This window comes from Jeongeupia sp. HS-3 (assembly GCF_015140455.1).
Taxonomy (GTDB): Bacteria; Pseudomonadota; Gammaproteobacteria; order Burkholderiales; family Chitinibacteraceae; genus Jeongeupia.
Genome location: NZ_AP024094.1, coordinates 2,500,945 through 2,516,405 on the forward strand (window position 1 = coordinate 2,500,945; position 15,461 = coordinate 2,516,405).

Below are 15,461 nucleotides of genomic sequence, written 5' to 3' on the forward strand. Positions count from 1 at the left end.
ATCACTCAGACACAGGGCAAGACCATGCAGCACCTCTCTCCAACCGTATTGGCCGACTGGCTCGCCGACGACACCCGCGCCAAGCCGGTCTTGCTCGATGTGCGCGAAGGCTGGGAAGTCGGCATTTGCAGCCTGCCCGGCATCACACATATTGCGATGGGCGAGATACCGTCGCGCCAGCTCGAACTCGACCCGGACGCGCCAACGGTGGTGATCTGCCACCACGGCATGCGCAGCTATCAGGTCGCCGGCTTTCTGGAGCGCAACGGCTTCAGCCAGCTGATCAATCTGGATGGCGGCATGGCGGCGTGGGCCGATGAGGTAGACCCGGCCTGCCCGCGCTACTAAACCGATCTCATTCGATGGCTGCGCCTGCCATCCCGGCCCCATCCGATGCGCCGAACACCCCAAGCGGGCTTTCTATCGGAGCATGCTCATGGACCTCAAGCCCATCCCGGCGCCTGCGCGTCGGGTGAGCCCGACCGGGCGGGCTCACCTGCTGAAATAGCTTCAATCCATCGGACATTTATCCCGCACAACCCGACTCAATTCAAAGCTGAATCAACCGAATACTTGGCGCCGGTCAGCGTCAGTTCGGCGGCCAAGCCGGTTTCGGTCATCTGATACATCCACACACCGGGCGCAATGCTGGCGGCACCGGCGTAATCGGCACCTTCCTTGCCGCTCTTGGCCGAGGCATTGGCCTGCGCGCCGAACTGCCAGCCCGAATGGATGAAGTTGTTCAGCGCGCCGCGGCTCTCGAACACGAAGACCTGCCGGTAGCTTTTGGCGCCAAGACCAAAACCGGCCTGCGCGCCGACCATATCCATATAGGTAACGTGGCTGTTGCGACGGTCGACCGCAATGCCATGACCCGTACCACCGCCGGCAACCATGAATTTGGCGCTGAACGCGTCGAATACCGCATAGCCGACGCTATGTCCGAGCAGCTTTTTCGACGCTGGATAGCTGTGGTACAGCTGGGTGAGGGTCTGCGCACTCATCGAGCGCAGTTTGCTGCGCGTCGTGGCAGGGCTATCGGACGTGAAGAGCCCGGCATGGGCCATGGCGCTGCAGGCCAGCAAGGCAAGAATAAGTATGCGGCGCATGACAGCCCTAGATTAGTCGTAAAAGACAACTACTTTATCCAGAAGTGACGTCGCCGGCAGGATGCAAATACCCGCCGGCGGCGTGAACGCTCACTTGCCGGCGTTGAGTTTCTTGTCGACGTAATATTTGCTGCCGGCGACCGTTGCCTCGGCGGTCAGGCCGTTTTCGGTGAATTGATAGGCGTAGACATCGCGCGAAATCATGCTGGCGCCGGTCAGGCCGATGCCCTTGTCGTTGGCCTTGGCCGCGGCGGTCGCCTCACCGCTGAAGGCCCAGCCCGAAGTGATGAATTTGTTGAACGACTTCTGGCTCAGGAACACCAGCACCAGCCGCGAGTTCTTGATGCCCAGACCAAGCCCAGCCTTGGCTTGGGCGACGCCCATGAAGGTTTCCTTCTTCGACGGCAGGCTCACCGCCACGCCGCTGCCTCCACCGGCCCCGGCGAACAGGATCATCGCACCGCCGGTATCGAACACCGCATAGCCAGCCGACTTGGCGATCGCGGCTTGCGTATCGGGGTGGGCCTTGTACAAATCGGCCAGCGTTTCGTTGGCGATCTGGCGAATCTTGGCGCGCTGTGCGGCCGGCGTCTTCGCCTGCGCTTCAGGCTGGGCCTGATCGCTGATGGCCTCGGCCAATACCGGTTGCGCCGCCAGCACGCCGATGAATACGATGGGGAATAACCACTTGCGATTCATGATCTGACCTCCTTGCGCTGCGGGGATGAACTCTCAAGATAGTTCATACGCTTCAATGGATTACATAATAATTCCCAAACATGGGCCGCAGTGGCTGGCTCCGGAACCATAGAAACCACACCGACAGGCGCGTGCTACAGTCGGGCGCTACACAATGACCGCTGCCAGACGATGGCACCGTCAACAAGGATATCCACCATGAGCCTGACTAGCGGCTTTTTCATCCTGCTGGTGCTGCTCGGTTTCAGCGCCTTCTTTTCCATTTCCGAGATCGCGCTCGCCGCCTCGCGCAAATTCCGGCTGCAGACGATGGCCGACGAGGGCGAGACCAACGCGCCGCTGGTGATCGCGCTGCAGGAAAAACCCGGCGACTTCTTCACCGTGGTGCAGGTGGGCGTCAATGCGGTTGCGATTCTGGGCGGCATCATCGGCGACAGCACCTTCACCCCCTATCTGAGCAAGATCATCCATTCGCTGTATCCGGACGAACAACTGGCCACCACCTTGAGCTTTCTGGCGTCCTTCCTCATCACCACCGCGCTGTTCATCCAGTTCGCCGATCTGATTCCCAAGCGCCTGGGCATGCTGCAGCCCGAACAGATGGCGGTGCGCATCGTCCGGCCGATGATGCTCTGCACCAGGCTGCTGCGGCCGCTGGTGTGGTTGTTCGATGGCATCGCCAATCTGATTTTCCGCATCTTCAAGGTGCCGATGCAGCGGATCGAATCGATCACCTCGGACGAGATCGTTGCGCTGGTCGACGCCGGCGCCGAAGCCGGCACCTTGCAGCGCAAGGATCACCTGTTCATTGAAAACATGTTCGAGCTGGGCGAGCGCTTCGTCACCTCGGTGATGACCTCGCGCGAGCTGGTGATTTTCTTCACCGACACCGACAGCAACGACACCATCCGCCAGAAAATCACCGACGAGCCGCACGCCAAGTTCCTCTTGTGCCGCGACGGCATCGACAGCGTCTACGCCTATGTCGACGCCAAGGATCTGCTGCAGCATGTGCTCAAAAGTGCGCCCGAAGCCTTGCAGGCGGGCATGCGTCAGGTCGCGGTCAAAAGCGTGCTGCTGGTGCCCGATACGATTTCGCTGTCCGAGGCGCTCGACCGTTTCAAGGAAACCCACGAGGACTTCGCCGTCGTCATCAACGAATACGCGCTGGTCGTCGGCATCTTCACGCTCAACGACGTGATCCGCCATCTGATCGGCAACGTCACCGACCTCTCGCAGCAGGACCAGATCGTCCGCCGCGACGAAACCTCTTGGCTGGTCGACGGCGTCACGCCGATCACCGATCTGAAATCCGTACTGGAGATCGACGACCTGCCCGACGAGGAGAACTACGAAACCGTCGCCGGGCTGTTGATGTATCTGTTGAAGAAGATCCCGAAGAAGGCCGAAGCGATCAACTGCCGCGGCTACCGGTTCGAGGTCGTCGACATCGACCACTACCGGATCGATCAGGTCCTGGTGACCCGGCTGCCGCCGGGCGCAACGCCCGCCGCATCGAACGGAGACGGCTGACGGATTCATCAAAAGCCGATAGAATTCAAGCCCTTCCGAGGAGCGTTGCGACCCCGCCCGGCCATCAGCCAGACGGCGCCAGGCTCGGAATGAATCCAACGGCGCTCACCTGACCAACCCGTGCCGGGCACGGGGATAGCGGGTGAGCCGCATCCCTCCCGGCCACACGAAGGACTACACCGTGGCCGAATTCAACGATTTTCACGTCGCCGATCTCTCCCTTGCCGCCTGGGGCCGCAAGGAGCTGAACATCGCCGAAACCGAAATGCCGGGCCTGATGGCCGTGCGCGAGCAGTTTGGCGCCGCGCAGCCGCTGAAGGGCGCGCGCATCGCCGGCAGCATCCACATGACCATCCAGACCGGCGTGCTGATCGAGGCACTGCAGGCGCTCGGCGCGCAAGTGCGCTGGGTGTCGTGCAACATCTTCTCGACCCAGGACCACGCCGCCGCGGCGATCGCCGCCGCCGGCACGCCGGTGTTCGCGTACAAGGGCGAATCGCTCGAAGAATACTGGGACTTCACCCACCGCATTTTCGACTTCGGCGACGGCGAATACGCCAACCTGATCCTCGACGACGGCGGCGATGCAACCTTGCTGCTGCATCTGGGCGCACGCGCCGAAACCGATCTGTCGCTGGTTGCCAAGCCGACCAACGAAGAAGAAACCGTGCTGTACGCAGCGATCAAGGCGCAAATCGCCAAGGATCCGAAGTGGTACTCGACCCGCCTCGCGCACATCAAGGGCGTGACCGAGGAAACCACCACCGGCGTGCACCGGCTGTACCAGATGCACGAGAAGGGCCAGCTCGCCTTCCCGGCGATCAACGTCAACGACTCGGTCACCAAGTCCAAATTCGACAACCTGTACGGCTGCCGCGAATCGCTGGTCGACGGCATCAAGCGCGCCACCGACGTGATGATCGCCGGCAAGGTCGCGATCGTGCTGGGCTACGGCGACGTGGGCAAGGGCTGCGCGCAATCACTGCGCGGCCTCGGCGCGACCGTGTGGGTCACCGAAGTCGATCCGATCTGCGCGCTGCAAGCGGCAATGGAAGGCTACCGCGTGGTGCTGATGGACGAAGTCGCCGATCAGGGCGACATCTTCGTCACCACCACCGGCAACGTCGCCGTGATCACCCACGATCACATGAAGGCGATGAAGCACAACGCCATCGTCTGCAACATCGGTCACTTCGATTCGGAAATCGAAGTCGCGTCGCTGCGCCAGTACGAGTGGGACAACATCAAGCCGCAGGTCGACCATATCGAGTTCGAAGACGGCAAGCGCATCATCCTGCTGGCCGAAGGCCGCCTGGTGAACCTCGGCTGCGCCACCGGCCACCCGAGCTTCGTGATGTCGAACTCGTTCGCCAACCAGGTGCTGGCGCAGATCGAACTCTTCACCAAGCTCGAGCAATACCCGGTCGGCGTGTACGTGCTGCCCAAGCACCTCGACGAAATGGTCGCCCGCCTGCATCTGGGCCGCATCGGCGCCAAGCTGACCACGCTGACCGACGAACAGGCCGCGTACATCAATGTGGCCAAGAGCGGCCCGTTCAAGCCGGCGCACTACCGCTACTGATCATTCGCTGGCTGCGCCTGCGCATCTCGCACCCGTCCGGTACTCGAAATCCTCATGGACCACATGTCCATTCCGGTTTCTGTGTTCCGGGCGGACGCGACCTGCTTTGGCTCGCTCAGCGACTGAGACTGATTTGTACCGTCCGACAGCACTTGCCAAGAGCCGCCGACAAAACGCAGCGCAGCGGTGCTGGCAAGGCGTACGAAGCGCAGACAGTACAAGTTGGTACGGCAAGCGAGTACAACGCAGCCAGCAGCGTTTTGTTGGCGGATCCAAGGGGCTTCGGCCCCTTTTCTGCGCCCGCGTCACACGCAGGTGATGCCAGCCGTGCCAAAATCGGCCAGACACTTTCCAACTTCATACGCCCTGCCACCGGACAACCGCGCCATGCACCATCAACCCGTTTTCATTGCTCCGACCCGCTACACCGATGCCGACGCTGCGCTGGCGCAAGTCCGGGCCGTTTACGAATCCAGCCTCGCCCACCTGCGTGACGCGATGGCGCGCTTTGTCGCCGGCGAAACGCTGCCCGGCCATGTGCGCGCCTGCTATCCCTATGTGCGCATCCAGACCGACACCGTATCGCGGCTGCACCCGGTCGACGGCCTGCACCTCTCGTTCGGCTTCGTCGCCGGCCCGGGGCGCTTCGAGACCACGCTGACCCGGCCCGATCTGTTCGAGCGCTACTACCACGAGCAATTCGCCTTGCTGCTGCAGAACCATGGTGTCGAGCTGGAAATCGGCGTCAGCACCCAGCCGATCCCGGTGCACTTCTCGTTCGCCGAGAACGACCATATCGAAGGCAGCCTTAGCCCTGGGCGGCGCCAGCTGATGCGCGACGTGTTCGACCTGCCCGATCTGGCGGCGATGGACGACGGCATCGCCAACGGCACCTACGAGCCGAAAGCCGGCGAACCGCAGCCCTTGTCGCTGTTCACCGCACCGCGCGTCGATTATTCGCTGCACCGGCTGCGCCATTACTCGGGCACCCAGCCCGAGCATTTCCAGAACTTCATTCTGTTCACCAACTACCAGTTCTACATCGACGAATTCATCCGCCTCGGCCTCGAGGCAATGAGCGATCCGGACAGCGAATACATCGCCTTCGTCGAGCCCGGCAACGTGATCACCCGTCGCGTCGGCCTCGCCGCCGAGGCCGCCGATGCGCTCGGCGTGGCGCCGCCGCGGCTACCGCAAATGCCGGCCTACCACCTGATTCGTGCCGACCACAGCGGCATCACCATGATCAATATCGGCGTCGGCCCGGCCAACGCCAAGACCGCGACCGACCACGTCGCCGTGCTGCGCCCGCACGCGTGGATCATGCTCGGCCATTGCGCCGGCCTGCGGCAGACGCAGCAGCTCGGCGACTACGTGCTGGCGCACGGCTACGTGCGCGAAGACCACGTGCTCGATCAGGATCTGCCACTGTGGGTACCGATTCCGGCGCTGGCCGAAATCCAGGTCGCGCTGCAGGCGGCGGTGTCCGACGTCACGCAGATCGCGGGGTCGGAGCTGAAACGCGTCATGCGCACCGGCACCGTCGCCAGTACCGATAACAGAAACTGGGAGCTGCTGCCGGACAACGCGCCGCAGCGCCGCTTCAGCCAGAGCCGCGCCGTCGCGCTCGACATGGAAAGCGCGACCATCGCCGCCAACGGCTTCCGCTTCCGCGTCCCCTACGGCACGCTGCTGTGCGTATCGGACAAGCCGCTGCACGGCGAGATCAAGCTGCCGGGCATGGCCAACCACTTCTACCGCGAGCGCGTCGACCAGCACCTGCGCATCGGCATCCGCGCAATGGAGCTGCTGCGCGAACAGGGCGTCGACCAGTTGCACAGCCGCAAGCTGCGCAGCTTCGCCGAAGTCGCTTTCCAGTGAGCCCCATGCAGTCCGACCCCCGCTTGTTCGCCCCCGCGACCGGGCGCAACCGCGACGCCATTCTGGCCGTGCTGCAGCGCGTGCTGCCCGAGACCGGCACGGTGCTGGAAATCGCCAGCGGCAGTGGCCAGCACGCGGCGTACTTTGCCAGCGCGCTGCCGGCGCTCGTCTGGCAGACCAGCGATCCGGATGCGCCATCACGCGCATCGATCGCCGCGTGGACCGCGCCGGCCGTCCCGGTGATGCCGCCACCGCTGGCGCTGGACGTGCGCGATGCCGACTGGGGCATAGCCTCGGCGCAGGCGCTGGTGTGCATCAACATGATCCATATCTCGCCGTGGTCGGCGACGCTGGCGCTGTTCGCCGGCGCCGCCCGCGTGCTGCCGGCCGGTGGCGTCGTCTACCTGTACGGGCCGTATCGCCGTGACGGTGCGCACACCGCGCCGAGCAACGCGGCATTCGACGCGCAGCTGCAGTCCGTCGACCCGGCGTGGGGCGTGCGCGACCTTGAAGCCGTGACCGCCGTTGCCTTTGAGGCCGGCTTCGAGCTGACCGAGGTCGTCGCGATGCCGGCCAACAACCTGAGCGTCGTATTCCGCAAACACGGCTGAAGCGCGGCCGGCCAGGCGCCACCGGTAAAAAAGTGGCGCGCGCCGGCCCCGGCGCCGTGTACATTCCATCCAAACTCCGGCTCCCCGGTGCAAACCGAAAGCTTCATTCCGGGCAAGGACGCCGCGCTCGAATCGCCCATCCGCACGCTGGCCGCGCGCGGTTTCCGTCGGGAAGAATCATCGTGGTTCAACCCGGTCGAGGGCGCCAGGTCGGTGCATGTGCGCGACCGCGATTACCCGATACTGCTCGCCGCCGACGACAAGCTCTTTGCCCAATCTCAATCTTAAGACGCCAATGACCGACACCTTCACCGAACACGCCGAACCGAGCGAACCCGCCGAAATCAGCGCGCTTGCCGAATATCTGCAAGCGCACCGCGCCACGCTGGTCACCACCGACGGCAGCTATGCCGTCTCGGTTCACGGGGAAATCCGTGTCGGGGATCGCGTGGTGCCCTACCACGTGGTGCCCGATGCCGGTTTTCTCGGCAAAACGGCCAAGTGGCGCAAGCTGACGACGACCGCCAAGCTGGCGCTGCTGCAGGAGCGCTGGAATGCCGCCGCGCAGCGCACGATGGAAGCCGCTTTGCACGACTGCGCCGATGCCGTGATCGACATCGCCACCGAATGCGAAATCGATCCGACCGGTGCACTCAACGCGCTGCAGGCCAAGTACGAACGCGCCAGCGATCGCTGCCGGCTGGCGCTGGACCGGATCAATGCCCAGCAAGGCACGCGCGCGGCGACGCGGCAGGCCGAAAAAACCCGCGATGCGGTGAATCTGTCGCTGTACCCGGAATCGTTCGGCATGGCGCAGAGCATGCCGCGGCATTTCATCGCCGTGCTCGGCCCGACCAACTCGGGCAAGACGCACGCGGCGATGGAGCATCTGGCCAAAGCTAAAACCGGCGCCTACCTCGCGCCGCTGCGGCTGCTGGCGCTGGAGAACTATCACCGGCTGCTCGATGCCGGCGTCGCGGTCAGCCTGATCACCGGCGAGCAGCGCAAGCTGCACCCGCAAGCGACCCACGTCGCCAGCACCGTCGAGATGCTCAACCCGAACAAGATGATCGACGTGGCGGTGATCGACGAAATCCAGCTGCTCGACGATCCCGATCGCGGCGCGGCCTGGACGGCGGCGGTGTGTGGTGTGCCGGCCAACACCGTTTACCTGCTCGGCGCGCTCGAAGCGCGCGAGGCGATCGAATCGCTGGTCAAGCGCGTCGGCGGCACGCTGGAAATCCGTACGCTGGAACGCAAGTCGCCGCTGACCATGGATCCGGCGCCGCTGGGCTCGCTCAAGCACCTCAAGCCCGGCGACGTGCTGATCGCGTTTTCGCGCCGCGAGGTGCTCAACTGGCGCGATCAGGCGATTAGCGAGGGCTTCGCCGTGTCGGCGATCTACGGCAACCTGTCGCCCGAAGTGCGTCAGGCGCAGGCCGAGCGCTTTGTCTCGGGCGACACCAAGATCATCGTCGGCACCGACGCGATCGGCATGGGGCTGAATACGCCGGCACGCCGGGTGATCTTCACCACCGCCAACAAGTGGGACGGTTACAGCGAAGGCACGATCACCGCCAGCCTGGCCAAGCAGATCGCCGGCCGGGCCGGGCGCTTTGGCGCGCACGAAGCGGGCTTTGTCGCCGGTTTCGACGCCCGCACCCACAAGATCATCGCCGAGCTGCTGCGCGAAAAGCCCGAGCCGCTGCCGGCAACCGGTTTCTTTGTCGCGCCCAATATCGATTACCTGCGGCAGATTTCCGCCGCGACCGGCCAGACCAAGCTGCATGCGCTGCTGGAACTCTTCACCAAGCACATCAATGTGCACGATGAATTTTTCCTGCCGGCCAACCTGTCCGACCAGATGGAAAAAGCCCGCTGGCTGGATGCGCTGAATATGTCGCTGGAAGATCGCGTCACCTTCAGTCTGTGCCCGGTATCGACCAAGATCCCGATGCTGGAAAGCGCGCTGCAGGACTGGGCGCGCAACCACGCCGACAAACGCCCATCGTCGCTGTTGCGCATGGAAGGCATGGGCGGGCGCAACGAGCTGCAATATCTGGAAGACAGCTGCAAGCTCTATTCGGCCTATGCCTGGCTCGGCTACCGGATGCCCGAAACCTTCCCGCACGAGGAGATGGCGCAATCGCTGATGCAGTCGACGTCGGAGAAAATCGATTTGATGCTGCAAAAGCAGAACAGCCGCCAACGGCAAGGCCACGGGCAGGCGCACCCGCCCAAAAACGGCGGCCGGCGGCGCTTTAACCGCTAGGGCTGGCGGTATGGTCGCCGCGCGCGGCGCGCAGGCGCTGCACCAGCGCCTCCAGCTCGATCCGCCAACACGGCCAGGCGCCCGTTTTCGGCAGCGCCTGGCGTCCGATTTCGCGCAGCAGATCACCGATCTGCCAGTCGACCTCCTGCACCAGCGCCATCAGCTCCTGCGCGACCTGCTCGTCATTGATGGCGTAATCGAGCGCCAGCTCGAACCGGCGTGGATCGATGCCGAGCTGGGTGAGCATGCCGTAGATCCGCTCCAGCCGCTCGATCACGAATTCGGGCAGCTCGGCGGCCTGCAAACGGCTGCGCTGGGCCCGCCAATCGTCGAACAAGGCCACTTGCCCGCCCAGTTGCTCGGACAAAATCAATAACCGTGCTTCGGAAGGCTGGCTGTGGCCGGGCAGGACAATCCCCTGCAAACCGCGCACCAGCAGGTCAATCGCACCGCTTAGAAAACAGGAGCGGATCAGCCGCAGCCAGATCAGCACAGCCGCTGGCCTGCGATGCGGCATGACCGAGCCTACGGCCTCGGCCACCGCCAGCAACTCGCCCAGTGGGTGCAGTGCGCTGTGCGCGCCATGCGCCGGATAGCCACTGCCGTCGATACGCTCGTGATGCTGCAGCACGGCGAGCACGGCGGCTTCGGGGACTTCCGGACAGCTGCGCAAAAGCTGTGCAGCGGCCTGAGGATGTGCATCGATCACGCTCAAGCTTGCCTCATCGCCACTGGCCGGGATCAGGCTATCAAGTCTGGCAAGGCCGATATCGTGGAACAGCGCCGCGATCAGCAAGGCGGTGCGATCGGCCTCCGGTCGCAGCGAACCGGCGGCGAGGTAATCGGCAAGGATGGCAACGATCAAATGATGCTGATATAGCTCGGGACTCTCGGCAAACAAGCGGGCCAGCTGACGCGAAAGTTTTTCCGGCAGCGGCAAGCCGGCCAGAGCGTGCTTGTAGGCGAGCGGATCACTTGAGCGCGCGATCAGCGTGGCCAGCGTAGGCAGTTGCTGCAGCGCCTGCTGCGCATGCTCGGCAATCTCCTCGCCGCGCAAGCCGGCACCGACGAAGAGCGGCACCGCCGGGGCGCCGGCACGCGTGCCACCTGACCGATCTTCCGAGTGCGACATGAGCGGCTCCAAAGCAACGCTGATGTTTGCCAGTATAGGCACTGCCGCAGCGCTCGTTGCTTGAGCAAAGCGGATGGGCGAGGAAGCGCGCTCAGGCGTCCGGATAACGCGCTTGTGCCAGCGCCAGCCACGCGCGTGCAGCGTGCGAGAGGTAACCGTCGCGCGACCACGCCAGCGCGATTTCCCACGGGATATCGGCTTCCAGCTCGCACACCGCCAGCCCGTCGCGCGCCGACGCAGCGATTTCCGACGTCGGCAGCAGCGCGACGCCGATGCCGCCGCGCACCATCGCCTGGATCAGCCCGAGCTGGCCGCTGCGACCGGTGACCTGCGGCGCGAAGCCGGCATCGGCGCACGCCGAGACGATCCGGTCATTCAGCGCGAAACCGGGGGTGAACAGGATGAAGGGTTCGTCGGCCAGCTCGGCCAGCGCAATCCGCGGCCGGTGCGCCCAGGCCGAGCGCGCCGGTGCGATCAGCGCCAGCCGGTCGCGTACCAGCGTCAGCGTCTGGTAGCGCGGATCGTCAACCGGACGCAGCAGCCCGCCGAGTTCGAGCTCGCCGGCCAGCAGCGCCGCTTCGATCGCGATCGCGCCGTCCTCGAACAGCTTGAGCTCGACGCCCGGGTAATGACGCTTGAACTCGCTGATCAGTGCCACGAACACCCTCCCCCCCAGCGACGGCACGCCGATGCGCAGCTCGCCGCGCGCCAGCCCGGACAGCCCGTCCAGCTCCGCGCGCAGCTGGCTGGCGTCGGCGAGCATCCGCTCGGCATGCGCCAGCGCCACGCTGCCGGCATCGGTCAGCCGTGGCCGCTTGCCTTCGCGCACGAACAGCTGCTGCCCCAGTTCGTCTTCGAGCTGGCGCACCAGCTTGCTCACCGTCGGCTGGGTCACGAACAGGTGCTCGGCGGCGAGCGTGAAGCTGCCACGGCGGGCGACTTCGGCAAACGCGCGCAGGGTACGCAATTCCATGTCGGCCCTTGTCATTCCAGATTGGCATCGATTCCATAAGGATAATTCATCTTTGTAATCAATGTGGCGGCATACACTTCGGGCTGTATTCCTCAGGAGGCCGTCATGGCTACCGCCCGTGTGACCGGGCTCTTCAGGCTGGTCACCCAATTGCTGTTGATCTTTGCCGTCTGGTTCGCCACCGACTGGTTTGCCCGCGTCATCGCCTCGCCGATTCCGGGCAGCGTGATCGGCCTGGGCGTGGTGCTGGCGCTGCTGCTGTGCGGCGTACTGCATACCGATACGATCCGCCGCGGCGCCGAATGGCTGCTCGCCGAGATGCTGCTGTTCTTCATTCCGCCGTGCATCGCCGTGGTGCAGTTCGGCGCGCTGTTCAAGGCCGAAGGCTTGCAGCTGATCGCGGTGATCGCGCTGGGGACGCTGATCGTGATGGCCGGCACCGCGCTGGTGGTCGACATCGTGTTCCGCTGGGAGCACCGCCGCCGCATCCGCGCCAAATCGCGTCGCCGCCAGCTCGCCGGAGCACTGCAATGAACGCCGCCCTGCTCGCCCCGCTCAGCCTGATCGTGACCATTGCGGTGTACTACGCCAGCAAGTCGCTGTACCGCCGGCATCGCCGCATCTGGTTTGCCCCCATCGTGCTGGCACCCCTTGTGCTGATGGCAATAGTACTGACGATTGACCTACCGTATCGGGTCTACAATGCCGACGCGCACTGGCTGGTTTGGTTGCTTGGTCCAACTACTATTGCATTTGCCGTGCCGATTTACGACCAGCGCGACATCATCCGCCGCAATCCGCTCACGCTCAGCGTCGGCGTGTTGGCCGGCGTGGCGCTCGGTATCGGCTCGTCGTGGTTGCTCTCAAGGCTGTTCCGGCTGCCCGACGAGCTGACGCACAGCCTGCTGTCGCGCTCGGTGTCGACGCCGTTTGCCGTGGTCGCGACCGACGCCTTTGGCGGTTCGCGCGAGCTGACCTCGCTGTTCGTCGTTGTCACCGGCGTGTTCGGCATGGTGATCGGCGAAACGGTGATGCGGGTGCTGCCGCTGCGCTCGCGCATGGCGCGCGGCGCGATGTTCGGCGCGGCCAGCCACGGTGCCGGCACCGCCAAGGCGCGCGAAATCGGTAACGAGGAAGGCGTCGTCGCCAGCCTCACCATGACCATGGCCGGTATTGCCATGGTGTTGATCTCACCGCTGCTTGGAGCGTGGTTATGAAACGTCCGATTCCCTGGTGCTGTGCACGCCGCCGTGCACGCTTGCGCGTACAACCGAAACGCACGCCGCAGCGCAGCGACGTGGTCGGCGGCACGCCCGAGGTCGAGCCGTTGGCGCCGCCACGCGGCAAACTCACGCCAACATGAAGCGATTGCAGGCGCGCTGACGCTACCGGGCGGCGGTGCGGTGGTAAGATTGACGGGATTTTTCACCGAACAGCCGCCATGACCCGCCCGCCGATCAGCTTCGAATTTTTCCCGTCCAAAACGCCCGAAGGCGTCGAGAAACTGCGCAACACGCGCCGCCAACTCGCCCAGTTCAAGCCCGAGTTCTTTTCGGTGACCTTTGGCGCCGGCGGCACCACGCAGGACGGCACCCGCAACGCGGTGTTCGAAATCCAGTCCGAAGGCCATCAGGCGGCGCCACACCTGTCGTGCATCGGCTCGACCCGCTCGACCATTGCCGAGCTGCTGACGAGCTACCGCGAACACGGCATCCGCCGCATCGTGGCGCTGCGCGGCGACATTCCGTCGGGCATGGTCGACGTCGGCGAATTCCGTTACGCCAACGAGCTCGTGGCCTTCATCCGCGAACAGCACGGCGACTGGTTCCACATCGAAGTCGCCGCCTACCCCGAGTACCATCCGCAGGCACAAAGCGCCGAGGCCGACCTGCGCGCCTTCGTCGGCAAGGTGCACGCCGGCGCCGACGCGGCGATCACCCAGTACTTCTTCAACGCCGACGCCTACTTCCGCTTCGTCGATGAAGTACAGGGCCGCGGCGTCAGCATCCCCATCGTCCCCGGCATCATGCCGATCCAGAACTTCAGCCAGCTCTCGCGCTTCTCCGACATGTGCGGCGCCGAAATCCCGCGCTGGCTCAAGCTGCGGCTGGCATCGTTCGGCGACGACAGCGCATCGATCCGCGCCTTCGGCCTCGATTTCGTTACCGAGCTATCGGATCGGGTGTTGTCGCAAGGCGCACCGGGGCTGCATTTCTATACGCTGAACGCCGCTGGGGCGGTGAGCACGGTTTGCCAGCGGTTAGGATTTTAAGAAGCGATTGATGAACACAGCGAAACGGCCCGGAAGGGCCGTTTTTCATACGTGGCCGTGGCGCGAGCAGGTCAACGGCTTAGCGCCTGCGGCGCGGTGTTTTGATATGCCGGTTCCGCCCGGCGGACGGGGTACTTTCTTTGCTTCGCCAAAGAAAGTACCCAAAGAAAGGCGACCCCGCATCCGCGCCCGCTTCGCGGGTGCCCTGTGCTGCTCAGTCGCCACGGCGGGAATCGCAAACTCGCTGCGCTCAAACAGCGATCCCCGACAGCCCCGTGGCGGCTTGCGCTGCTCGGCGCTACTGAGGGGATCTGGGCGGTATGCAGTTGGTCGAGAATGAAATGGTGGTAATGATCCTTTGGCGTTGAAAAGAGCCGCTTTTCAATCCCGTTCGCCAGCGCCGAGGAGTGGAGCGAGACAAGCAGTTTTATCGCTTGGCTCGCGACCGATCGAGGGAAGCCCGGAGGGCCGTAGGGCGCGGGTCGCCTTTGGGGTGAAGGGGGCTTTGGCGAGACAAAGCTCCCTTCCCGTTAGCGCGGCGGAACGCGCACCTAACGCTTTTAAAACCGCGCCGCAGGCGCTAAGCCTAAACCTTCCCAGCCACCTCCCGCCGATACTGCTCCGGCGTCGTCCCCGCCTGCCGCTGGAACATCGCGATAAACGCCGAACTCGTGCTGTAACCGAGATCCAGCGCAATCACCTGCACACTGCGGCCGGCCTCCAGCGCGTCGATCGCCCGCAAAAATCGCAGCCGCTGCCGCCATTCGCCCAGACTCATCCCCAGCTCCCGCTGGCAATGCCGTGCCAGCGTGCGCTCGGTGACGTTGACGCTGGCCGCCCACGCCGCCAGCGGGCGGTTGTCGCCGGGGTCGGCCTGCAGCGCAGAAAGTACGCCGACCAGCGCCGGCGATTCGGCCAGCGGCAGATAGCGCGGTTCGACCCGCGCGCAGGCAAGCTGGTCGACGACGACCTGCGCCAGCCGCCGGTCGGCCCCGCTTTCGGGCACGGCCACGCCGCGCTCGGCGAAATCGACAAGGATGGCGCGCAGCAAGGGGCTGATCGCCAGCGTGCACGGCTGCGCCGGCAACACCGTACATAGGCTCGCATCGAGATCGAGCGCCCGGTACAGCACCGGCATGCGGTTGTAGCTACCGTGAGTGACGCCCGGCGGCAGCCAGACCGCATATTGCGGCGGCGACAGAAAGCGCTGGCCGCCGACATCGACCTGCATCACCCCGTGCGACACATAGTTGAGCTGGCCGAAATCGTGCCGGTGCGGCTGGCATTCGGTATCGGCGGCGAGCGCATCGAAGCGGAAGCAGATCGGGTAAGCCAGCGCCGGCAGATCGGTGCGGGGGGAATATTGCTGCGCCATATTGTCCGGAACCCGGGATCGA

16 protein-coding genes and 1 riboswitch are annotated in these 15,461 nt (G+C 64.6%); of the genes, 11 read left to right on the top strand and 5 right to left on the bottom strand.

All coding sequences use genetic code 11. The annotated features are described in order from the left end of the window. Positions 1 to 24 precede the first annotated feature (24 nt). Entirely contained in the window at positions 25 to 348 is a 324-nt protein-coding gene (locus JLC71_RS11955) for a rhodanese-like domain-containing protein (RefSeq protein WP_200915695.1), read from the top strand. A 197-nt stretch (positions 349 to 545) separates the two neighbouring features. On the opposite strand, the gene JLC71_RS11960 is transcribed toward JLC71_RS11955, so the two are convergent. Both JLC71_RS11960 and JLC71_RS11965 read right to left on the bottom strand, forming a co-directional pair. Continuing rightward, positions 546 to 1,109: a lipid-binding SYLF domain-containing protein gene (locus tag JLC71_RS11960; protein WP_200915696.1), complete on the bottom strand. Its 564-nt coding sequence runs from the start codon at positions 1,107 to 1,109 to the stop codon at positions 546 to 548. Positions 1,110 to 1,199: 90 nt separating this feature from the next. Further along, the gene (locus JLC71_RS11965) at positions 1,200 to 1,808 is read right to left on the bottom strand and encodes a lipid-binding SYLF domain-containing protein (RefSeq protein WP_200915697.1); all 609 of its coding nucleotides are present in this window, start codon (positions 1,806 to 1,808) and stop codon (positions 1,200 to 1,202) included. A 198-nt stretch (positions 1,809 to 2,006) separates the two neighbouring features. On the opposite strand from JLC71_RS11965, the gene paeA reads away from it, so the two are divergent. The 6 genes from paeA (at position 2,007) to JLC71_RS11995 (ending at position 9,687) form a co-directional block, all read left to right on the top strand. Further along, on the top strand, positions 2,007 to 3,341 hold the full coding sequence (gene paeA, locus JLC71_RS11970; protein ID WP_200915698.1) for a polyamine export protein PaeA: 1,335 nt from the start codon (positions 2,007 to 2,009) through the stop codon (positions 3,339 to 3,341). A 31-nt stretch (positions 3,342 to 3,372) separates the two neighbouring features. Further along, positions 3,373 to 3,455, top strand: a riboswitch (S-adenosyl-L-homocysteine riboswitch). A gap of 67 nt (positions 3,456 to 3,522) precedes the next feature. Further along, the gene (gene ahcY / locus JLC71_RS11975) at positions 3,523 to 4,923 is read left to right on the top strand and encodes an adenosylhomocysteinase (protein ID WP_200918348.1); all 1,401 of its coding nucleotides are present in this window, start codon (positions 3,523 to 3,525) and stop codon (positions 4,921 to 4,923) included. Between the two features lie 387 nt (positions 4,924 to 5,310). After that, positions 5,311 to 6,804: an AMP nucleosidase gene (locus JLC71_RS11980; RefSeq protein WP_200915699.1), complete on the top strand. Its 1,494-nt coding sequence runs from the start codon at positions 5,311 to 5,313 to the stop codon at positions 6,802 to 6,804. A 5-nt stretch (positions 6,805 to 6,809) separates the two neighbouring features. Then, positions 6,810 to 7,415 carry a DUF938 domain-containing protein gene (locus tag JLC71_RS11985; protein WP_200915700.1) on the top strand — a complete coding sequence of 202 codons (606 nt, stop codon included), beginning with the start codon at positions 6,810 to 6,812 and terminating at the stop codon, positions 7,413 to 7,415. An 87-nt stretch (positions 7,416 to 7,502) separates the two neighbouring features. Beyond that, positions 7,503 to 7,703 (top strand): hypothetical protein, encoded by a 201-nt coding sequence (locus tag JLC71_RS11990; protein ID WP_200915701.1) that lies wholly within the window; start codon positions 7,503 to 7,505, stop codon positions 7,701 to 7,703. Positions 7,704 to 7,710: 7 nt separating this feature from the next. Beyond that, entirely contained in the window at positions 7,711 to 9,687 is a 1,977-nt protein-coding gene (locus JLC71_RS11995; protein WP_200915702.1) for a helicase-related protein, read from the top strand. Here the strand turns inward: JLC71_RS11995 and JLC71_RS12000 are convergent. Both JLC71_RS12000 and JLC71_RS12005 read right to left on the bottom strand, forming a co-directional pair. Next, entirely contained in the window at positions 9,677 to 10,819 is a 1,143-nt protein-coding gene (locus JLC71_RS12000; RefSeq protein WP_200915703.1) for an HD-GYP domain-containing protein, read from the bottom strand. The two genes, JLC71_RS11995 and JLC71_RS12000, sit on opposite strands and share 11 nt — an antisense overlap. 91 nt (positions 10,820 to 10,910) lie before the next feature. Beyond that, entirely contained in the window at positions 10,911 to 11,792 is an 882-nt protein-coding gene (locus JLC71_RS12005; protein WP_200915704.1) for a LysR family transcriptional regulator, read from the bottom strand. 105 nt (positions 11,793 to 11,897) lie between these two features. Between JLC71_RS12005 and JLC71_RS12010 the strand changes: the two genes are divergently transcribed. The 4 genes from JLC71_RS12010 to metF all read left to right on the top strand — a co-directional run bounded on the left by JLC71_RS12010 (position 11,898) and on the right by metF (position 14,064). After that, positions 11,898 to 12,326 carry a CidA/LrgA family protein gene (locus tag JLC71_RS12010; RefSeq protein ID WP_200915705.1) on the top strand — a complete coding sequence of 143 codons (429 nt, stop codon included), beginning with the start codon at positions 11,898 to 11,900 and terminating at the stop codon, positions 12,324 to 12,326. Continuing rightward, positions 12,323 to 13,009, top strand: a complete 687-nt coding sequence (locus JLC71_RS12015; RefSeq protein ID WP_200915706.1) for an LrgB family protein — start codon at positions 12,323 to 12,325, stop codon at positions 13,007 to 13,009. Before JLC71_RS12010 ends, JLC71_RS12015 begins: the two co-directional genes overlap by 4 nt. After that, positions 13,006 to 13,155, top strand: coding sequence for a hypothetical protein (locus JLC71_RS12020; RefSeq protein WP_200915707.1), 150 nt, complete (start codon positions 13,006 to 13,008; stop codon positions 13,153 to 13,155). Before JLC71_RS12015 ends, JLC71_RS12020 begins: the two co-directional genes overlap by 4 nt. A 78-nt stretch (positions 13,156 to 13,233) precedes the next feature. Beyond that, positions 13,234 to 14,064, top strand: coding sequence for a methylenetetrahydrofolate reductase [NAD(P)H] (metF, locus tag JLC71_RS12025; protein WP_200915708.1), 831 nt, complete (start codon positions 13,234 to 13,236; stop codon positions 14,062 to 14,064). Positions 14,065 to 14,650: 586 nt separating this feature from the next. Here metF and JLC71_RS12030 read toward each other — a convergent pair. Continuing rightward, the gene (locus JLC71_RS12030) at positions 14,651 to 15,439 is read right to left on the bottom strand and encodes an AraC family transcriptional regulator (RefSeq protein ID WP_200915709.1); all 789 of its coding nucleotides are present in this window, start codon (positions 15,437 to 15,439) and stop codon (positions 14,651 to 14,653) included. Between the last annotated feature and the right edge of the window lie 22 nt (positions 15,440 to 15,461).